Genomic DNA, 18259 nt, shown 5'->3' with positions numbered 1-18259 from the left:
GGTTGGAGACGAAGATGGATCTGCGCGCCAAGCTGCAAGCCGCCACCAAAGAGGCGATGAAGGCCCGCGACAGCGCCCGGCTGTCGACGCTGCGCCTGATCGCCGCCGCCGTCAAGGACCGCGAGATCGCCGCGCGCAGCGGGGACACCGACGGCACCCTGACCGAGGGCGACCTGGTCATGATCCTGTCGCGCATGGTCAAGCAGCGCCAGGAATCGGCCAAAGCCTATGAGGAGGGCGGCCGTCTGGAGCTGGCCGCCAAGGAGGAGGACGAGATCGGCGTGATCCAGGAGTTCCTGCCGCGCCAGATGAACAGCGTCGAGACGACCACCGCGATCGACGCGGCCATTGCCGATCTGGGTGCCGAGGGCATCCGCGACATGGGGCGTGTAATGGCCGCGCTGAAGGAGCGCCATGCCGGCCAGATGGATTTCGGTGCGGTGGGTCCGGCCGTCAAGGCGCGCCTGCTGGCCTGAAACCCGCGCGTCGCATCACGCGTTGTGCGGGCAGGAGGTGACCCCATGCCCGCACGATCCAAAGCCCAACAACGCGCCGCAGGCGCCGCCCTGTCCGCCAAGCGCGGCGAGACGAAGGTCGGCGACCTTCAGGGCGCGTCCAAGGACATGTATCACAGCATGACCGAGGAAGAGCTGGAAGACTTTGCCAAGACCGACCACGACGACCTGCCGGACCGCGCCGACGACGACTAGCGCAGCCGCGCCAGCCGCCGCATCAGGTCGTCGCATAGGTCGCGGCGCTCATCGGGGGTCAGGAACGCGCCCAGCTCGATCTCGCGCTGGCCGTCGGACAGGGTCAGATAGGCCTCGACCGGACCATTGCGCAGGCCCGGGCGCACCCAATAGCTGTTGGTCTGCCACAGGCGCTCCGGGCGTCCCGGATCGTTGCGTCGGATCTGCAGGCGGCTGCGGTCCATGACCAGCTCCTCGCGCGTCTGTCCGGTGCGATAGGTCTGGCGCAGGGCGATCCACACGCCCCCCACCGTCAGCAGCATGAAGGGCAGCAGCCCCCACAGCACCTGCGTCCCTAGGACCGCCAGAATCGGCAGCAGCAGCAGGGTGGCTGTCGTTCCGATGAACCACACGAAGCCCCGTTTGGGCAACGATCGGTGCGGCCACAGGGTCACGGTTTGCAAAAAGGCCCCGGACGTGTCCGGGGCCGTTTCTGTCCAGCGATAGGGCATCGAGGAATGTGCCTTAGTGGGCCGGGCTGCGGTCCCAGTCCTCGCGCTTGGGCAGCTGCTCGAACGTGTGCTCGGGCGGGGGCGAGGGCAGGGTCCATTCCAGCGTGTCGGCGTACTCGTTCCAGTAGTTGTTCTGGGTGACGCGCTTGCCGGCGAACAGGGTGTAGAACATCACGCCGATGAAGAAGATGAACGACGCGAAGGACAGATAGGCGCCCCACGAGCTGATCGCGTTCCAGAAGGCGTATTCCACCGGATAGTCGATATAGCGGCGGGGCATGCCCTGACGGCCCAGGAAGTGCTGGGGGAAGAAGGTCAGGTTCGCACCGATGAACATCGCCCAGAAGTGCAGCTTGCCGGCCCATTCCGGGTACTGGCGACCCGACATCTTGCCGATCCAGTAGTAGATGCCCGCAAAGATCGCGAAGACCGCGCCGAGCGACATCACGTAGTGGAAGTGCGCCACGACATAGTAGGTGTCGTGATACACGCGGTCCAGCGGCGCTTGGCTCAGCACCACGCCGGTCACGCCGCCGACGGTGAACAGGAACAGGAAGCCGAAGGCCCAGAGCATCGGCGTCTTGAACTCGACCGAGCCGCCCCACATCGTCGCGATCCACGAGAAAACCTTGATGCCCGTAGGCACGGCGATCGTCATCGTGGCCAGCATGAAGTAGCTCTGCTGGGTCAGCGACATGCCGACGGTGTACATGTGGTGCGCCCAGACGACAAAGCCCAGGATCCCGATCGCGGCCATCGCCAGGACCATCGGCAGGTAGCCGAAGATCGGCTTGCGCGAGAAGGTCGCGATGACGTGGCTGATGATGCCAAAGCCGGGCAAGATGATGATGTACACTTCCGGGTGGCCGAAGAACCACAGGATGTGCTGGTACAGCACCGGGTCACCGCCGCCGGCCGGGCTGAAGAAGTTCGTGCCGAAGTTGCGGTCCATGAGCAGCATGGTGATGGCGCCGGCCAGGACGGGCAGGGCCAGCAGGATCAGCCAGGCGGTGATGAACACCGACCAAGCGAACAGCGGCACCTTGAACAGCGTCATGCCAGGGGCGCGCATGTTCAGGAAGGTGGTGATGATGTTGATCGCACCGACGATCGACGAGGCGCCCGAGACGTGAACCGCGAAGATCGCGAGGTCGGTCGAATAGCCGCCCTCGGTCGTCGACAGCGGCGGGTACAGCACCCAGCCGATGCCCGAACCGGGCTGCTGGTTGCCGCCCGGTGCCAGCAGCGAGGCGATGCCAAGCAGCAGGCCCGCGACATAGAGCCAGTAGCTAAGGTTGTTCATCCGCGGGAAACTCATGTCCGGCGCACCGATCTGCAGCGGCATGAAGTAGTTGCCGAAACCGCCGAACAGCGCCGGAATGACGACGAAGAACATCATCAGCACGCCATGATACGTGATCATGACGTTCCACAGGTGACCGTTGGGGGTGCATTCGGCCGCGGCATTCGCGAAGAATCGCGCGCCTTCCATGCACATGTACTGCACACCCGGCTCGTGCAGTTCCATCCGCATGTAGACGGTGAAGCTGACCGAGATCAGGCCCGCCAGGCCGGCGGTGAAAAGGTAAAGAATACCAATGTCTTTGTGATTGGTGGACATGAACCAGCGGGTGAAGAACCCGCGTGTGTCATGATGGTCGTCGTGGCCGTGTGCGGCTGCGTCTGCCATACCCGAACTCCCTTAAGATGTCGTCGATCCGGCCTGTCGACCGTCATTATCACGCATTCTTTAGACCACCTGCGGGCACCGGGCAATGCGTCACAGTGGCCCGGAGGCAAACGCCCCGGCCGGGTCCGAAAAACCCGGCCGGGGCGCCAAGGCGGCACGGGGCCGCGTCAGAGGGTCATTCGGCAGGCGCGTCCGGCGAAACCGAGGCCAGATAGGCCGCGACGTCCGCCTGGTTGCGGTTCAGCTTGAAGGTCATCTTGCTGCGGGCCGAATCGTCGCCCGACTTTTCCTTCACCCAGGCCGTCGGATCGGTCACGTAGGCGACCAGCTCCTCCTCGGTCCAGACCATGTCCGGGTTGGCTTCCTTGGCGGCCAGCAGGCCGTCGCCATAGTTGAAGCCTTCCATGTGGGCAATGGGCGCGCCGACGATGTTCCACAGGTTGGGACCGGTGGCCCCGCCCTTGACGATGTCGGTCCCGCTGTCGTCCTGGATCATGTGGCAGGCGCGGCATTTGCGGAATTCGCCCTCGCCCGCGGCGGCGTCGCCCGCTTCCTGCGCGACGGCGGGGATGGCTAGGGTCGCGCCCAACAGGGCGCCGACAATGGCTGATTTCATGCGTAGTTCCTCGCTGGGCCCTGGAGGGGCCGTGGTCTCCCGAAGGGCACCGTAGGACCAACGCGCCCCGGAAATCCAGCCATCGAAAGGTCGCATGGAAAGAATTGATCGCCGGCCTAGCCGAATGTGCGCGCAAAACCCTGGCGCAGCGCCACGTCCAGATCGGCCATCCCCACCGGCAGCCCCAGATCGACCAGCGAGGTCACGCCGTGCCCGCTGATCCCGCAGGGCACGATCCCGCCGTAATGCGACAGGTCGGGGTCCACGTTGATGGCGATGCCGTGAAAGCTGACCCATCGGCGCAGCTTGACGCCGATAGCGGCGATCTTGTCCTCGCGCATCTGGCCATCGGGCAGGGGGGGCTTGTCGGGACGCGGCACCCAGACGCCCACGCGCCCCTCGCGGATCTGACCTGACACGCCGAAGCTGGCAAGCGCGTCGATCACCCACCCCTCCAGCTGTCCGACAAAGGCGCGCACGTCGCGGCCACGCCGGTTCAGGTCCAGCATGACATAGGCCACGCGCTGGCCCGGCCCGTGATAGGTGTACTGACCGCCCCGCCCGGTCTGGTGCACCGGAAAGCGCGCGTCCAGCAGGTCCTGGGGGCGGGCGCTGGTCCCGGCCGTGTACAAGGGCGGGTGTTCGACCAGCCAGACGGCCTCGGGGGCCTGGCCTGCATGGATCTGCGCCACGCGATCCTCCATCAGGGCCACGGCGTCGGCATGCGCGGTCAGGCCGCTGCTGATGATCCATTCAACCATGGTTGCGATGTGGCCTCTTCGTCCGCCCCCGTCAACATCCGTCGGCATCCGCAGAAACCGCTTTTCTTTGCAATCTGCCTCGGCTATCAGGCGCGCACTGCCCGGATGCGGCCGTGGCGGAATTGGTAGACGCGCAGCGTTGAGGTCGCTGTTCCTTAACCGGAGTGGAAGTTCGAGTCTTCTCGGCCGCACCAACCCTCCCCTTTCATCGGTGCCTTGACCCCGATGCCGTTCGGGTCATTCTGTCCCCCGACAACCGGGGATGGTCATGGCCACGTATGCCGCCATAGCGCGCGACCACAGATTTCGCTTTGACAGCCTGGCTGCGGTGATGGCCGCGGCCCTCGCCGGAACGGTCGGGCGATCAGCTGGCCCGGATCGCGGCGGGCAGCGCGCTGGAACGCGTGGCGGCGCGGCGCGTGCTGATGGACCTGGCGCTGACCACCTTCCTGTCCGATGCGCTGGTTGCATATGAGGATGACGAGGTCACACGCCTGATCATCGATGGCCACGACCGCGCCGCCTTTGCGCCGATCGCGTCGATGACCGTGGGCGATCTGCGCGACTGGCTGCTGTCGCCCGCCACAGACGGTGCGGCCCTGGCCGCCGTCGCCCCCGGCCTGACGCCGGAGATGGTGGCCGCGGTCAGCAAGCTTATGCGCAACCAGGACCTGATCCGCGTGGCGCGCAAGGTGCGGGTCGTCACGGGATTCCGGAACACCATCGGCGGGGCGGGGGTGCTGGCCTCGCGTCTGCAGCCCAACCATCCGGCGGATGACCCGCGCGGCATCGCGGTCGCGGTGCTTGACGGGCTGCTGCAGGGGGCGGGCGACGCGGTGATCGGGATCAACCCGGCGTCGGACAATCTGGCCAACTGCCACACCCTGCTGACCGCCCTGGACGAGATGCGCCAGGCGCTGGACATCCCAACGCAGACCTGCGTGCTGACCCATGTGACCAACGCCCTGACCCTGCTGGAGCGGGGCGCGCCGGTGGACTTGATCTTCCAATCGGTCGCGGGCAGCCAGGCCGCCAACGAAGGTTTCGGCATCACCCTGTCGATGCTGGAGGAGGCCCATCAGGCGGGACTGGCGGCGGGGCGGGGCACGGTCGGCCAGAACGTGATGTATTTCGAGACGGGGCAGGGGTCCGCCCTGTCGGCCGACGCCCATCACGGCGTCGATCAGCAGACGATGGAGGCCCGCGCCCAAGGGGTCGCTCGCGCCTATGCGCCGCTGCTGGTCAATACCGTCGTGGGCTTCATCGGGCCGGAATACCTGTTCGACGGCAAGCAGATCATCCGTGCGGGGCTGGAGGATCATTTCTGCGGCAAGCTGCTGGGCCTGCCGATGGGGGTCGATGTCTGCTATACCAACCATGTCGAGGCCGACCAGGACGACATGGACACGCTGTCGACGCTGCTGGCGCAGGCGGGGGTCAATTTCGTGATCGCCGTGCCGGGCGCCGACGACGTGATGCTGGGCTATCAAAGCCTGGCATTCGAGGACATCGCCTATCTGCGTGAAACCACCGGCCTGACCCCGGCACCCGAATTCGCGGCCTGGCTGGATGCGTTCGGCCTTGTCGGTGGGGCATTGCCCGATACCGGCGCGATGGCCCGCCGCCTGGGGCTGTCCGCATGAGCGCGCCGGACCTGCGCCGCCTGTCCGCCCTGACTCCGGCGCGGGTGCGGCTTCAGGCGGGGGCCGGGCCGACCGCCCTGCCGGACCTGCTGCGGTTTCAGCAGGATCACGCGGCGGCGCGCGATGCGATCCACGGGCAGGTGGATTGGGACGCGCTGACGCGGGACCTTGACCCGCTACCGGTGCTGCGGGTGGACAGCATGGCGACCGACCGCGCCACCTATCTGCGCCGCCCCGACCTGGGGCGGCAGCTGGCGCCCCATGACCTGCCCCGGCTGGACGCGCCGCTTCAGCTGGTGATCGGGGACGGGTTGTCCGCGCCCGCGGTCATGGCGCAGGCCGCGGGCGTGGTGCGGGCGCTGCTCGCCTGCCTGCCGGAACTGGCGGGGCGTCCGGTGATCCTGGCGCAGGGCGCGCGGGTGGCCTTGGGCGATGCGATCGGGGCGGCCACGGGGGCGGGCATGGTGCTGATGCTGATCGGCGAACGGCCCGGACTGTCGGTGGCCGACAGCCTTGGCGCCTATCTGACCCATGCGCCCCGGATCGGGCTGCGCGACAATGCGCGCAACTGCGTGTCGAACATTCATCCGAACGGGGGGCTGTCCCATCAGGCCGCCGCCGAACGGCTGGCCTGGCTGGTGATGCAGGGGCGCCGGATCGGCGCGACGGGCATCGCGCTGAAGGACGAAAGCGGCGGCAGCGACCTGCTGCCGCCACGGGCTTAGTCGGCGATCCGCGCCACGGCGGCACCGGCGCCGGTCGCGATCTGCAGCGCGGCCCATTCCTTGGCGGCATCGTTGCGGGCCGATGCGGCCTGCAGGCGTGCCGCGGCACGCTGGCGGTCGGCGTCCAGCAGATCGACCAGCGGCAGGGCGCCCGCCTCGAAGTTCGTGCGCGCCAGGGCATAGGCCCGGTCATAGCTGGCCGCCGCGCGGTCCAGCGCATCGACGCGCTGGCGCAGGCGGCGCAGGTTCGACTGGCTGGTCTGCACATCCTCGACCGAGGCCGCGACCTGGCTGCGCCATGCCAGATCGGCTTGGCGCGCCTCGGACACGCGGCGGGTGCGGGTCGCGCCCAGGATGCCTTGGTTGGCCACCGGCAGGCTGATGCGGGGGCCAAACCCCCAGCCCGTCGCCCCGCCCGTGTCGCTGACTGTGCCCGTCAGCGACAGCGAGGGCAGCATGTCCGCCGTCGCGACCCCCACCGCCGCCAGCGCCTGCACCAGATCCTGCTGGGCCGCGCGCACGTCTGGACGGTTGCGCAGCAGTTCGGCCGGTACCCCGGTGCCGGGGCCGGGCGGGATGCGCAGCGCGCCCGATCCGCCCTGCATCTGCGACATCAGCGGCCCGGCCTGCTGGTTCAGCAGCGTCGACAGGCGATAGACCTGCGCGTTGAACTGTGCCTCGAAGGCGGGCAGGTCGGCCTGCGCGGTCTGCAGCAGTGCCTCGGTCTGGGCGATGTCGAAATCGGTGGCAAGGCCCAGGGCCTGGCTGTCGCGGGTGACGCTCAGGGTGGCCTGGCGCGCCTCGATCGTGTCGCGGGTCAGGGCCAGCGCCTGCTGGTTGTAGCGCGCGTCGGAATAGGCGCTGATGACCTCGGCCAGCCATGCCAGCCGGGTGACCTGGGCCTGCGCCTCGGCCGATGCGACGCCCGCGGCGGCCCCTTCGCGGGCACGGCGTGCGCCCCCGAACAGGTCGAACACGAAGCCCGCCGACAGGTTGGCACTGCTGGTATAGCCGGTCGCCTGACCGTCGCCACCCGACCGCACGCGGCTGGCCGATGCGGGCTCTCCGCTGATCTGGGCCGCCAGGGGCTGGGTCGCCTGAAGGTCGGCCGCCGCGGCACGGATGCGTTCGTTGGCGGTGATGATGTCCAGGCTGGTGTCCAGCCCGTCCGCGATCAGCCGCGACAGGGTGCGGTCCTGATAGCCTGACCAGAAGGCCGTGGTGCCGACCTGGCCCACGGGGCCGCCGCCGCCTTCGGCGAACGCGCCTTGGACACGGGTGTCGGGCAGGGCGGTGGGGTCGGGCCCCACCGCCGCGCAGGCGGAGATCATCAACAGCGCCGTCAGCGACAGCGTCGCGCGGGTCATACGGGGAAACGTCACGTGGTCTTTTCCTTCTTGCGCGACAGCAGCGACCGGATCTTGAGCACGGCCACATAGAAGACCGGCACCAGGAAGATCCCGATGACGGCAGAGGAAGCCATGCCGCCCAGAACGCCGATGCCGATCGAGTTCTGCGCCCCCGCACCGGCGCCCGACGCGATGGCCAGCGGCAGCACGCCCAGCATGAACGCGAACGTGGTCATCAGGATCGGACGCAGACGCTGGCGCGATGCGATCAGGGCGGCCTCGACCACGGTCTTGCCCTCCTTGACCTGCGCCTCGGCGAATTCGACGATCAGGATGGCGTTTCGGGCGGCAAGCCCGATAGTCGTCAGCAGACCCACCTTGAAGTACACGTCGTTCGACTGTCCGAAGAACAGCGCGGCCGCCAGGGCGCCCAGAATGCCCACCGGAACGGTCAGCATGACCGCCAGCGGCACCGACCAGCTTTCGTACAGCGCGGCCAGCGACAGGAACACGACCAGCGCCGACAGCGCGAACAGAAGCGGCGCCTGGTTGCCCGACAGCCGTTCCTGGAACGACAGCCCGGTCCATGCGGTGCCATAGCCGCCGTCCATGTCCGCCACCATCTGTTCCATCACGTTCATCGCCTCGCCCGAGGACAGGCCGGGAACGGCCGCCCCGCTGAGCTCCAGCGCCCGCGTGCCGCCGAAACGCGCCAGCGATTGCGGTTCCTGCTGCCAGCTTTGATCGGCGAAGGCGCCGAAGGACACCATTTCCCCCTGGCTGTTGCGGGCATACCAGCGTTCGATGTTCTCGGGCTGACTGCGGCTTGCGGCCTCGCCCTGGACCACCACGGGCCGCAGGTCGTTGCCAAGCGCAAAGTCGTTCACGTCGCGCCCGGCAAAGATCACCGACAGCATCGCGTTCACGTCACCGATGTTCAGGCCAAAGGCCGCGGCCTTCTGCTGATCGATGTCCAGACGCAGGGCTGTCTGGGTGTTGGCGGTCTCGTTGCCGCGCAGGTTGGTGACCTGGCCACCCGCCTGCGCATCCGCGACAAGCTGGTTGGCGGCGGCGGCCAGCGCGTCCTGGCCCTGGCCCGTCTGGTCCACCAGGTACATGGTAAAGCCGGAGGACGTGCCCAGGCCCTGGATCGCGGGCGGCTGCAGGGCAAAGATCTGGCCCTGGCGGTTGGTGGTGAAGAAATAGCCGTTCGCCCGGTTCACCAGCGACGCGATGTCGAACCCGTCGCGTTCGGCATAGTCGCGCAGCTTGATGAAGACCAGCGCGTTGCTTTGCCCGGTCCCGCCGAAGCTGAAGCCAAGCGCGGCAAAGACCGATTCTACCGTGTCGGTTTCCTGGGTCAGCAGGTACTGCTCGACCTTTTCGACCAGGGCCTGCGTCTGCTGGGTGGTCGATCCGTCCGGGCCCTGGATGATGGCCAGGGCCACGCCCTGATCCTCGTCGGGCAGGAACGATCCGGGCAGGCGGTCGAACAGCGTCATCACGCCGAACCCGATCGCGACCAGGACAATCAGCATCCGCAGCGGGCGTTTCACTAGCCGCGTGACGATGCCGACATAGCCGGTCGTGGTCCGGTCCAGGTTGCGGTTGAACCAGCGGGCGGGGGCGATGCCGCCCTGGCCATGCTTGCGCGCCTTGAGCAGGCTTGCGCACATGGCGGGGGTCAGGATCACGGCCACGCCCAGCGACAGGATCATCGCGGTGATGATGGTGATCGAGAACTGCCGATAGATGACCCCGGTGGCGCCGGTCTGGAACGCCATCGGCAGGAATACCGCCGACAGGACCAGCACGATGCCGACCAGCGCCGAGGTGATCTCGTCCATGCTCTTTTCGGTGGCCTCGACGGGGCCCAGGCCCTCTTCCTCCATCACCCGCTCGACGTTCTCCACGACCACGATGGCGTCGTCGACCAGAAGGCCGATGGCCAGCACCAGCGCGAACATCGTCAACGTGTTGATCGAGAAGCCCGCCACCGCCAGCACGGCGAAGGTGCCCAGCAGCACGACGGGGATCGCCACCACCGGGATGATCGTCGCCCGCCAGCTTTGCAGGAAGACCAGGATCACCAGGAACACCAGCAGCACGGCCTCGGCCAGGGTCTTGTAAACCTGGCTGATCGACTTTTCCACGAACGGGGAGGTGTCATAGGGATAGGTGATCTCGACTCCGGCGGGCAGGGCGTCGGCAAGGCCGTCGATGGTGTCGCGCACGGCGGCGGCGGTCGACACGGCGTTCGCGCCGGTGGCCAGGTTCACGGCGACGCCCGCGGCCGGGTTACCGTTGTAGCGCGAGCTGCCGCCATAGCTTTCCTGACCGATCTCGATCCGGGCGACGTCGCCCAGAAAGACCGTCGATCCGTCGGGATCGACGCGCAGCAGGATGCTCTCGAACTCCTCGACCGTCGACAGCTGCGACTGCGCGGTGACCGACACGGTCAGCCGCTGGCCCTCGGCGGCGGGCTGCGCGCCCAGGTCGCCCACGGTGACGTTGGTGTTCTGCGCGGCCACGGCCCGCGGTGACGTCGGCGGGCGTGACGCTGTACTGGACCATCTTCATCGGGTCCATCCAGACCCGCATCGCATAGCCCGAGCCGAAGGTGTTGATCGACCCGACGCCCGGCGTGCGCTTGACCGGATCCTCGATGAACTGCGAGATCAGGTCGCCCAGCTGGACGGTGGTATAGGTGCCCTCTTCCGCCGTCAGCGCCGCCACCAGCAGGATCGAGCTGGTCGAGCGTTCGACCTGCACGCCCTGCTGCTGCACCACGTCGGGCAGCTGCGACGTGACCAGCTGCAGCTTGTTCTGCACCTGGACCTGGGCGATCTCGGGGTCGACGGTGTCGTCGAAGGTCAGCGCGACCGATGCCGACCCCAGCGTCGAGTTCGACGTCATGTAGGTCAGGCCGTCGATGCCGGTCATCGCGTCCTCGATCACCGTGGTGACCGAGGATTCGACGATCTCGGCCGAGGCGCCGTTATAGGTGGCCCGGACCTGCACCGTCGTGGGTGCGATCTGGGGATACTGTTCGATGGCCAGGCTGTTCAGGCCAAGCGCGCCGACCAGCATGGTGATCAGGGCGATCACCCATGCAAAGACGGGCCGGTGAATGAAGAAACGTGCCATGCGCGATTACTCCGTCGCGCCGGCGGGGGCGGCATCCGCCTCCGCGGGGGCTGCGTCGGCGGGGCCGGTGTCGGTTCCCGCGTCGGCCGCGGCTGCGTCGGGGGCCGTGTCGGCGGAGGCCGCATCCGTGGGCGCTGCATCCGTGGGGGCTGCATCGGCGGGGGCGCCTTGGGCGGGGGCCTGTTCGCGCACGACGCCGGTTTCGTCGATGGTCACGGGGACGGTGACGACCTCCATGCCCTCGGCCAGCCCGGTCAGGCCGTCGACGACCAGGGTCTCGCCATCCTCGATGCCGTCTGTGACGATCCACTGGTGCTTGTAGGTGCCGTCATCGGTCAGCTGGCGCTGGCTGACCTTGCCATCCTCGACGACCCAGGCCGTCAGGGTGCCGACCTTGTCGCGCGTGGCCGACGACTGCGACACCAGGATCGCCGAGGTCACGCCCAGATCGACCTGCCCGCGCAGGAACATGCCCGGCAGCAGCAGGTTGTCGGGATTGTCGAACCGGAACCGCGTGTCGATCGACCCGGTCGAGGTCGACACGGTCACGCCGGGCGCGACCAGCTGGCCAACCGCCTGGTATTCGCGGCCGTTCTCCAGCGTCAGGGTCGCGGCCAGTTCGTCGTTCAGGCGCAGGTTGCCGTCGTTGATGTCGTCCAGCACGCTGAGGAAGCGCGACGAGGGTTCGTACATGTCGACCTCGATCGGGTCCAGCTGGGTGACGGTAGCCATGGCGTCGGCCTGTCCGGCGGTCACCAGATCGCCCACGGACGCTGCCGACACGCTGGCGATGCCCGACAGGGGGCTGGTGACCGTGGTCCAGCCCAGTTCGGCCTGGGCCAGCGTCAGGTCGGCTTCGGCCGATTGCAGCGCGGCGGTCGCCTGGTCCAGCGCGGCCTGGGCCTGTTCGACCTGGGCCTGGGTCGTCCCAGAACCCAGCAGCTGTTGGGTACGGTCAAAGGACGACTGCGACTGCGTCACCTGGGCGCGGGCAGAGGCGACCTGCGCCTCGGCACTGGCCAGGTTCGCCTGATAGGTGGTGTCCTCGATGCGGAACATCGGGGTGCCCGCCTCGATCGCGGCGCCGGGATCGTAAAGGATCTCGGTCACGATGCCGCCGACGCGGGGGGCGGATGGCGGTCTCCGACACCGCGACCGCGCGACCGGGCAGGGTCACGATTCGCGGAACGTCCTGAACCGCGACCTGCATGACGCCCACCTGCTTGGGCGGCATCCCTTCGGGCGCCTGCGCCCAGGCCGCGGAGGTGGACAGAATCGCGGCGACCATGGCGGCGCCCGGTCGCAAGGCTGTGTTTCGGCATCATCTTTGTCCTGGATAAGCGCCCGACGGGGCGTCACTGTTGCGCGCTGATTGCATGTTTTTGCGGACTATGCAATGTTTCCTTCGACTGCACGAGGAGACTGCCCCGAAAATGACCAGCAACCTGCGCGACCGCCGCCGCCAGCAGACCGCCCGAGAGATCCAGCTGGCCGCGCTGCGGCTGAGCATCCGGTCGGGCTATGCCGCGGTCACCACCGATTCCATCGCCGCCGAGGCAGGGATCAGTCCGCGCACCTTCTTCAACTATTACGCCAACAAGCAGGCTGCGGTCCTGGGCATGCCGCCGCAGCTGGAACCCTGCACGGCCGATTGGATCGTGACGTCCAAGGGGGCGCTGATCGACGATCTGGCGCTGTTGCTGGGCCGGATGCTGGAGCTGAAGGACCTGGACCGCCAGGTCGTCCGCATGATCGAACAGGTCTGGGACACCACCCCCGAGCTGATGGCCGTGTTCCGCAACTCGATGGACAACATCGCCCTGACGATCGGCGGACTGCTGCATGCCCGCCTGGGCCCCGACCGCCAGGCCGAGGCAATGCTGATCGCCGAACTGGCGACCCACGCGCTGTCGCATGCCGTGCGCACCTGGGCGGGGGACGAGACGATGACCGAATCCGACATTCCCGACATGCTGCGCCAGCAGATGCGGCAGGTCGGCGCGCTGCTGACCTAGAAGGTCAGGCGGGTGCGGCGGCTGTCCGCGTCCAGCGTCACCTGCAACGTGCCGTCGATCTGCGATGTCGCCCCCTCCAGCAGGATCGAGCCGAAGCCCGCATCGGGTTCGTCCTGCGCCCGCGGCGCGTCATAGCGTTCGGTCCAGTCCAGCACCGCCCCGTCGCCATCGCGCCGCCACGTGATCTGCAGCGCACCGTCGACCGGCCCCAGGACGCCGTACTTGAACGCGTTCGTGGCCAGTTCGTGCAGGATCAGCGACATCGGGACCACCAGGCGGGCCGGGATGGTCAGGTCGTCACCGCCGCTGTCGATCCGCGCACCGTCATAGGGCGCCAGCGTGGTCGCGATCAGATCGGCCAGAGGCAGCTGCGATTTGGTGCCCCGCGCCGTGGTCAGTCCATGAGAGCTGGCCAGCGCATTGATCCGGGCAGAGACCTCCTCGACCACGGTTTGGGCGTCGTCGGTCTCGCGGGCCGCCATCCGCAGCATTGCCGAGATCTGGGTGAACAGGTTCTTGACCCGGTGGTCCATCTCGGAAATCACCGCTTCACGCAGCGTGGCGGCCGATTGCGCGGCGGTCACGTCCAGCATGACCCCCAGCACGCGGCAATCGCCGTCGTCGGTCCCGAACCGCGCGGCCGCCGTCTCCAACCGCACGGCGGAGCGTGCGTCGGACGAAGGTGACACGACACGCCGAAAGGCCGTGCCCGCGGCGCAGGCCTGCAGGTCGGCCAGCAGCCCGTCACGGTCGGCGGGCGCGATCAGGGCCGCAAAGGCCGACAGCGGCAGCTGCGCCGTCTGGCCCAGGCCCAGCAGGTCTGAGCTGTCGTCGATGGTCAGCATCCGCGATGCCGCGTCGTAATGCCAGACCGCGATCCGCGCCATGGACCGCACCGCGTTCAAACCGCTCCTCCTGCCGCTCGACCTCGACGCGCAGGTCACGCAGCGCGGTGACGTCCTCGAAGACCAGCATGGCGCCGTCCAGATGCCCCTCGGGGCCGCGATAGGGCTTGGCATCGACGCGCCAGACGCGGGTGCCGCCGGCCTCGACTAGCTCGGTCCCCTGCGCCTCGCCCTGGCGGGCCACCCTCGGCCGCCATCGACAGCAGGACGTCGCTGGCAAAGACGTTGGACACGTCGGCCAGGGGGCGGCCGTGATCGGACCGGCGCAGCGGAAAGATCTGCAGCGCCGCGGCGGTGAAGTTTCGCACCCGCACGTCGCGGTCGACCACCAGCAACGGAATCTTGGTCGCGGAAAAGAAGTTCTGCAGGTCGCTGTTGGCGGCCGTCAGGTCGTCGATCTTGGACTTCAGCTCGTCGTTGACGGTGCTCAGCTCCTCGTTCGTGGACTGAAGCTCCTCGTTCATCGACATCATTTCTTCGTTCGAGCTCTTCAGCTCCTCGTTCGCGGTCTCAAGCTCCTGGACGGCGCCGTGCAGCTCGATCCGCGTCAGGCGCAGCTGCTCCTCCAGCAGGTCCGATCGGGATTCCGTGACGCTCAGTTCGTCCGTCTCGTCCAGCGTGTCGGGCAGGGCCTGTGCGCCCGCGTCGTGAAATACCAGCAGGACGCTGCGGTCGGGCAGGGGCTCTGCGAACAGGGTCACCGGCTGCGCCCCCAGGTCGGACCGCGCCAGCAGGTTGCGCAGGATGGCCGCGCGGCCCGTTCCGGCCACCTGGTCCAGCGCGGCGGTCACCGCCTCCTTGAGGCCCGGATGCACGATCTGCGGTGCCAGGATCGGCTTTCTGGCGGTCGGATCGACGGCCAGGAAACGGCCCAGCCTGCCCGCCGTCCACAGGACCTCTCCCGCAGGGGACACCTGCAGCGAGGCGGGCGCGAACCGGTCCAGCACCCGGCGCTGTGCGGCAAGGGCCCCGTCGCGGGCCGCGCCGTCCTCGGCCTTGCGGCTGCGGGTGGCGGGGGAGGGGGCGGTCGCCTTCGGATCGCAGGAACGGCATGTCCAGCGGCAGGCGCGCGGGCGTCGCGTCGCGCTGGAACAGCCGCGCGGGGCGGTCCAGCTCGGTGAAGTGCATGGATTCGCGACGCACCCCTTCGGACGGGCCCAGGAACAGGTAGCCGCCGGGGCGCAGGGCATAGTGGAACAGCGGCAGCACCTGAGACTGCAGATCTTCGTCCAGATAGATCAGCAGGTTGCGGCAGGAGATCAGGTCGACCCGCGCAAAGGGCGGATCACGCAGCACCGAATGCAGCGAGAAACGCACCCGGTCGCGCAGCTGCGGCGTGATCTGCATCAGCGCGTCGCGATGCGTGGTATAGGCCGCGCGCATCTCCTCGGGGATGTCGGCCAGGGCGCTGATCGGATAGGTGCCGGCGCGGGCGATCTCGATCATCTTCTTGTCGATGTCGCTGGCGAACACGGTGAAGCGGGGCCGCAACCCGGCGGCGCGCATTTCCGTATCGATCAGCATCGCGACGGAGTAGGCCTCCTCGCCGGACGAGCAGCCGGCGACCCAGACGCGCAGCTCCTCTCCGTCGGCGGCCGCGACCATCGGGCGGATGGCCTGCTCGCGTAGGGCCTGGAACATCTCGGGGTCGCGGAAGAACCGTGTCACGTTGATCAGGAACTCGTTCAGCAACGCCTCGCATTCGTCGGGATGGCGCTGCAGGTGGCGCAGATAGTCGCGCGTGCCGGCAATGTTGAGGACCTGCAGCCGCCGGCGGATGCGCCGCACCAGCGTCGTCATCTTGTAGCCCGAGAAATCGTGCCCGCACCGGTCCAGCAGGTGTTGGCAGATCAGCCGCGCATCGGCCAGCATCGCGTCGTCGGCCTGCTGCGTTTCGCTGGAATCGAAGAACTGCAGGATGGCGGGCACGATCCGTTCCGGCGGCAGAACATAGTCCACCAGCCCGGTCGACTGCGCCGAGAGGGGCATTCCGTCATACCGGGCGGTACGCGGTTCCTGGATGACGCAGATGCCGCCATGTTCCTTGACCGCGCGCAGCCCCAACGTGCCGTCCGCCCCCGTGCCCGACAGGATCACGCAGGCAGCGGCCGGGCCGCGGTCATGCGCCAGGCTTTCGAAGAAGTCGTCGATCGGGCGGCGCAGCCCGCGCGGCTGGTCGAAATCGGTCAGGTGCAGGCGTCCGTCGCTGATCAGCATCCGCGCGCCGGGGGGGATGGTATAGACATGACCCGGCTGCAGCACCGTGCCGTCGGTCGCCTGCTGCACGCTGAGCGCGGTGCGCCGGTCCAGCAGTTCGGCCAGAACGCTGTCATGCGTCGGGTCCAGGTGCTGGATGACGACATAGGCGGCCGGGTCCTCGCGCCGGACGTCACGCAGCAGGTCGTGCAGCGCCTCGAGCCCCCCGGCCGAGGCGCCGATGCCGACGACGGCGAAGGGCGGACGCGTGGTGGCGCGTGCGGGCGAGGCGTCATTCATCGCGCAACGTGATCCTTGCAAGCGTGCTGATCGAACGGGCGATCAGCCCCGTGGAATCCGACATGATCAGTCCGAACTGTCCCGCGGCCCGGCGCAAGTCCGCCATGTTGCGACTAAGTGCCACATCATCGCGCGCGATCGTTCCTGCCGCGTCCGATGCGGTCACGTCGAACTGCGACCCGATCACGAAACGCAGCGTGCCGTCGCTGCCGCGCAGCTTGGACATGAACACCAGGTTCATGAACGACCGCCCGTCGCGGGTGCGGTTCAGGACCGGGAACCGCCCGTCATCCTGTGCATCGTCGGCCAGGAACCGCGACATCGCGCCGATCTGGTCCCTCGGCGTGGCGGAGGATTGCAGAAAGCGGCAGTTGCGGCCCAGGCTGTCGTCGGCGTCAAAGCCGGTCAGCCGGCAGAAGGCGTCGTTGACCATGCACAGCGGCATGTCGGGCATCGCCGCCGCCAGGGAAATGGCGATCCGCGACCGCGCGATCTGGGCGCGCAGGGCTTCGGGCAGCGTGGGGTCGGGCATCGTCATCCTGTTGCGGCGGGCCATGTCCCCGACGTTCAGCCGTACAATATTAATCCCCGCCGCCTGGAACAAGTCACGTTTTTGCCGCCTGTCCGGTGCTGGCGCGGACCACCAGATCGACGCCCAGGGTGATGCTGTCGGTGACCTGCTGGCCCTGCATGCGGGCCAGCAGGACTTCGGCGGCGCGTCGGCCAAGGCGGGCGCGGTGCTGGCGGATCGTGGTCAGGCCGGGGCTGCTGTAGGCCGCCATCTCGATGTTGTCGAACCCCATGACCGAGATGTCCTGCGGCACCTGCAGCCCGGCCACGATCAGCCCGTGCATCAGGCCGATCGCCATCTCGTCGTTGTCGCAGAAGACCGCGGTGGGACGGTCGGGCATGGCCAGCACCTGCGCGGCCATCTGCTGGCCGAACCGGGCGGTGAAATCGCCGGTGATGCTGTCCCCGGGTCCGGGATCGGGCAGCCCCGCCTGCGCCAGACCCTGCAGGAAGCCCTGGCGGCGCGACAGGGTCAGCGAACTGCCCTGCGGCCCGGTCAGGTGCAGGATGCGGCGGTGCCCCAGGTCGGTCAGATGCCGGGCGGCCAGGCGGCCCCCTTCGACATTGTCGGCCAGCACGCGGGGGGCGGACAGACCGTCGATCCACTCGCAGGCCTGCACCAGGGGCGGACAGCCGGGACGGGCGAACAGGCCCGCCTCCATCTGCCCGTCCAGCACGATCACCCCGTCCGACCGCGACCGCGTCAGATAGGGGCCCAGCACCTTCATCGCCGGCTGGTCAGGTACCGCGGTCGTGTCCATCACCAAAAGGCTGAGATTGTGGCGGCGCAGCACCTCGGAGATGCCCGACAGGATCTGCGAGAAGAACGGATTGGCCAGGTTCGGCACCAGCGCCAGCACGCCGCCCACCTGCTGCTGGCGCAGGTTCCGGGCAGTGAAGTTCAGCGTATAGCCGGTCTGCGCGATCGCCGCCTCGACCGCCTTGCGCGTGGTTTCCGACACGATCGACGGGTTCGAGATGGCCCGGCTGACCGTCGCCACGGACACCCCCGCCAGCTTGGCGACATCATGGATTCGGGGCGGACGCGATTGATCTGACACAAGAAACCTTTGTTCGGGACAGCATCAGGCTTAGCGGAAAAATTGATGTTGTAAACCTTTTCATCCTGTGAGAACGTCAG

Annotated in this window: 16 protein-coding genes, 1 tRNA gene and 1 pseudogene; 6 read left to right on the top strand and 12 right to left on the bottom strand. The window is 68.0% G+C overall.

Going from position 1 to position 18259, the window contains the following annotated elements; genetic code table 11:
* Window positions 1–14 precede the first annotated feature (14 nt).
* Window positions 15–476 carry a GatB/YqeY domain-containing protein gene (locus tag F1642_RS06295; RefSeq protein WP_194885795.1) on the top strand — a complete coding sequence of 154 codons (462 nt, stop codon included), beginning with the start codon at window positions 15–17 and terminating at the stop codon, window positions 474–476.
* A 45-nt stretch (window positions 477–521) separates the two neighbouring features.
* Window positions 522–710: a DUF3008 family protein gene (locus tag F1642_RS06290; protein WP_194885794.1), complete on the top strand. Its 189-nt coding sequence runs from the start codon at window positions 522–524 to the stop codon at window positions 708–710.
* On the opposite strand, the gene F1642_RS06285 is transcribed toward F1642_RS06290, so the two are convergent.
* The 4 genes from F1642_RS06285 to lipB all read right to left on the bottom strand — a co-directional run bounded on the left by F1642_RS06285 (window position 707) and on the right by lipB (window position 4268).
* Window positions 707–1102, bottom strand: coding sequence for a DUF2244 domain-containing protein (locus F1642_RS06285; RefSeq protein ID WP_370582815.1), 396 nt, complete (start codon window positions 1100–1102; stop codon window positions 707–709). The two genes, F1642_RS06290 and F1642_RS06285, sit on opposite strands and share 4 nt — an antisense overlap.
* A gap of 112 nt (window positions 1103–1214) precedes the next feature.
* Window positions 1215–2891 carry a cytochrome c oxidase subunit 1 gene (locus tag F1642_RS06280; protein WP_194885792.1) on the bottom strand — a complete coding sequence of 559 codons (1677 nt, stop codon included), beginning with the start codon at window positions 2889–2891 and terminating at the stop codon, window positions 1215–1217.
* 175 nt (window positions 2892–3066) lie between these two features.
* Window positions 3067–3507 carry a cytochrome c family protein gene (locus tag F1642_RS06275; RefSeq protein ID WP_045981595.1) on the bottom strand — a complete coding sequence of 147 codons (441 nt, stop codon included), beginning with the start codon at window positions 3505–3507 and terminating at the stop codon, window positions 3067–3069.
* A gap of 116 nt (window positions 3508–3623) precedes the next feature.
* On the bottom strand, window positions 3624–4268 hold the full coding sequence (gene lipB, locus F1642_RS06270; RefSeq protein WP_194885791.1) for a lipoyl(octanoyl) transferase LipB: 645 nt from the start codon (window positions 4266–4268) through the stop codon (window positions 3624–3626).
* Window positions 4269–4375: 107 nt separating this feature from the next.
* On the opposite strand from lipB, the gene F1642_RS06265 reads away from it, so the two are divergent.
* The 3 genes from F1642_RS06265 (at window position 4376) to eutC (ending at window position 6636) form a co-directional block, all read left to right on the top strand.
* Window positions 4376–4462: transfer RNA gene (locus F1642_RS06265), tRNA-Leu, on the top strand.
* Between the two features lie 210 nt (window positions 4463–4672).
* Entirely contained in the window at window positions 4673–5911 is a 1239-nt protein-coding gene (locus tag F1642_RS06260) for an ethanolamine ammonia-lyase subunit EutB (protein WP_370582813.1), read from the top strand.
* Window positions 5908–6636, top strand: a complete 729-nt coding sequence (gene eutC, locus F1642_RS06255) for an ethanolamine ammonia-lyase subunit EutC (protein WP_194885790.1) — start codon at window positions 5908–5910, stop codon at window positions 6634–6636. The genes F1642_RS06260 and eutC overlap by 4 nt, the downstream gene beginning before the upstream one ends.
* Here eutC and F1642_RS06250 read toward each other — a convergent pair.
* From F1642_RS06250 to F1642_RS06240, 3 genes and pseudogenes are all read right to left on the bottom strand, one after another.
* Window positions 6633–8018 (bottom strand): efflux transporter outer membrane subunit, encoded by a 1386-nt coding sequence (locus F1642_RS06250; RefSeq protein WP_045998781.1) that lies wholly within the window; start codon window positions 8016–8018, stop codon window positions 6633–6635. The genes eutC and F1642_RS06250 overlap by 4 nt on opposite strands.
* Window positions 8015–11132 (bottom strand): annotated as a pseudogene (locus tag F1642_RS06245) (efflux RND transporter permease subunit). Before F1642_RS06245 ends, F1642_RS06250 begins: the two are co-directional and overlap by 4 nt.
* Before the next feature lie 6 nt (window positions 11133–11138).
* On the bottom strand, window positions 11139–12242 hold the full coding sequence (locus tag F1642_RS06240) for an efflux RND transporter periplasmic adaptor subunit (RefSeq protein ID WP_370582812.1): 1104 nt from the start codon (window positions 12240–12242) through the stop codon (window positions 11139–11141).
* Between the two features lie 323 nt (window positions 12243–12565).
* On the opposite strand from F1642_RS06240, the gene F1642_RS06235 reads away from it, so the two are divergent.
* Window positions 12566–13147 (top strand): TetR/AcrR family transcriptional regulator, encoded by a 582-nt coding sequence (locus tag F1642_RS06235; RefSeq protein WP_052714870.1) that lies wholly within the window; start codon window positions 12566–12568, stop codon window positions 13145–13147.
* Here the strand turns inward: F1642_RS06235 and F1642_RS06230 are convergent.
* The 5 genes from F1642_RS06230 to F1642_RS06215 all read right to left on the bottom strand — a co-directional run bounded on the left by F1642_RS06230 (window position 13144) and on the right by F1642_RS06215 (window position 18179).
* Window positions 13144–14034 (bottom strand): sensor histidine kinase, encoded by an 891-nt coding sequence (locus F1642_RS06230; RefSeq protein WP_194885789.1) that lies wholly within the window; start codon window positions 14032–14034, stop codon window positions 13144–13146. The genes F1642_RS06235 and F1642_RS06230 overlap by 4 nt on opposite strands.
* A 53-nt stretch (window positions 14035–14087) precedes the next feature.
* Window positions 14088–14516, bottom strand: a complete 429-nt coding sequence (locus F1642_RS15560; protein WP_255522219.1) for a PAS domain-containing protein — start codon at window positions 14514–14516, stop codon at window positions 14088–14090.
* Window positions 14517–14562: 46 nt separating this feature from the next.
* The gene (locus tag F1642_RS06225; protein ID WP_194885788.1) at window positions 14563–16548 is read right to left on the bottom strand and encodes a chemotaxis protein CheB; all 1986 of its coding nucleotides are present in this window, start codon (window positions 16546–16548) and stop codon (window positions 14563–14565) included.
* On the bottom strand, window positions 16541–17080 hold the full coding sequence (locus tag F1642_RS06220) for a PAS domain-containing protein (RefSeq protein WP_176695085.1): 540 nt from the start codon (window positions 17078–17080) through the stop codon (window positions 16541–16543). Before F1642_RS06220 ends, F1642_RS06225 begins: the two co-directional genes overlap by 8 nt.
* Window positions 17081–17153: 73 nt before the next feature.
* On the bottom strand, window positions 17154–18179 hold the full coding sequence (locus F1642_RS06215) for a LacI family DNA-binding transcriptional regulator (protein ID WP_194885787.1): 1026 nt from the start codon (window positions 18177–18179) through the stop codon (window positions 17154–17156).
* Window positions 18180–18259 lie beyond the last annotated feature (80 nt).

The sequence above is a fragment of the Paracoccus sp. NBH48 genome, assembly GCF_015390265.1.
Classification (GTDB): domain Bacteria; phylum Pseudomonadota; class Alphaproteobacteria; order Rhodobacterales; family Rhodobacteraceae; genus Paracoccus; species Paracoccus marcusii.
This window is presented reverse-complemented; position numbering and strand designations above follow the sequence as displayed.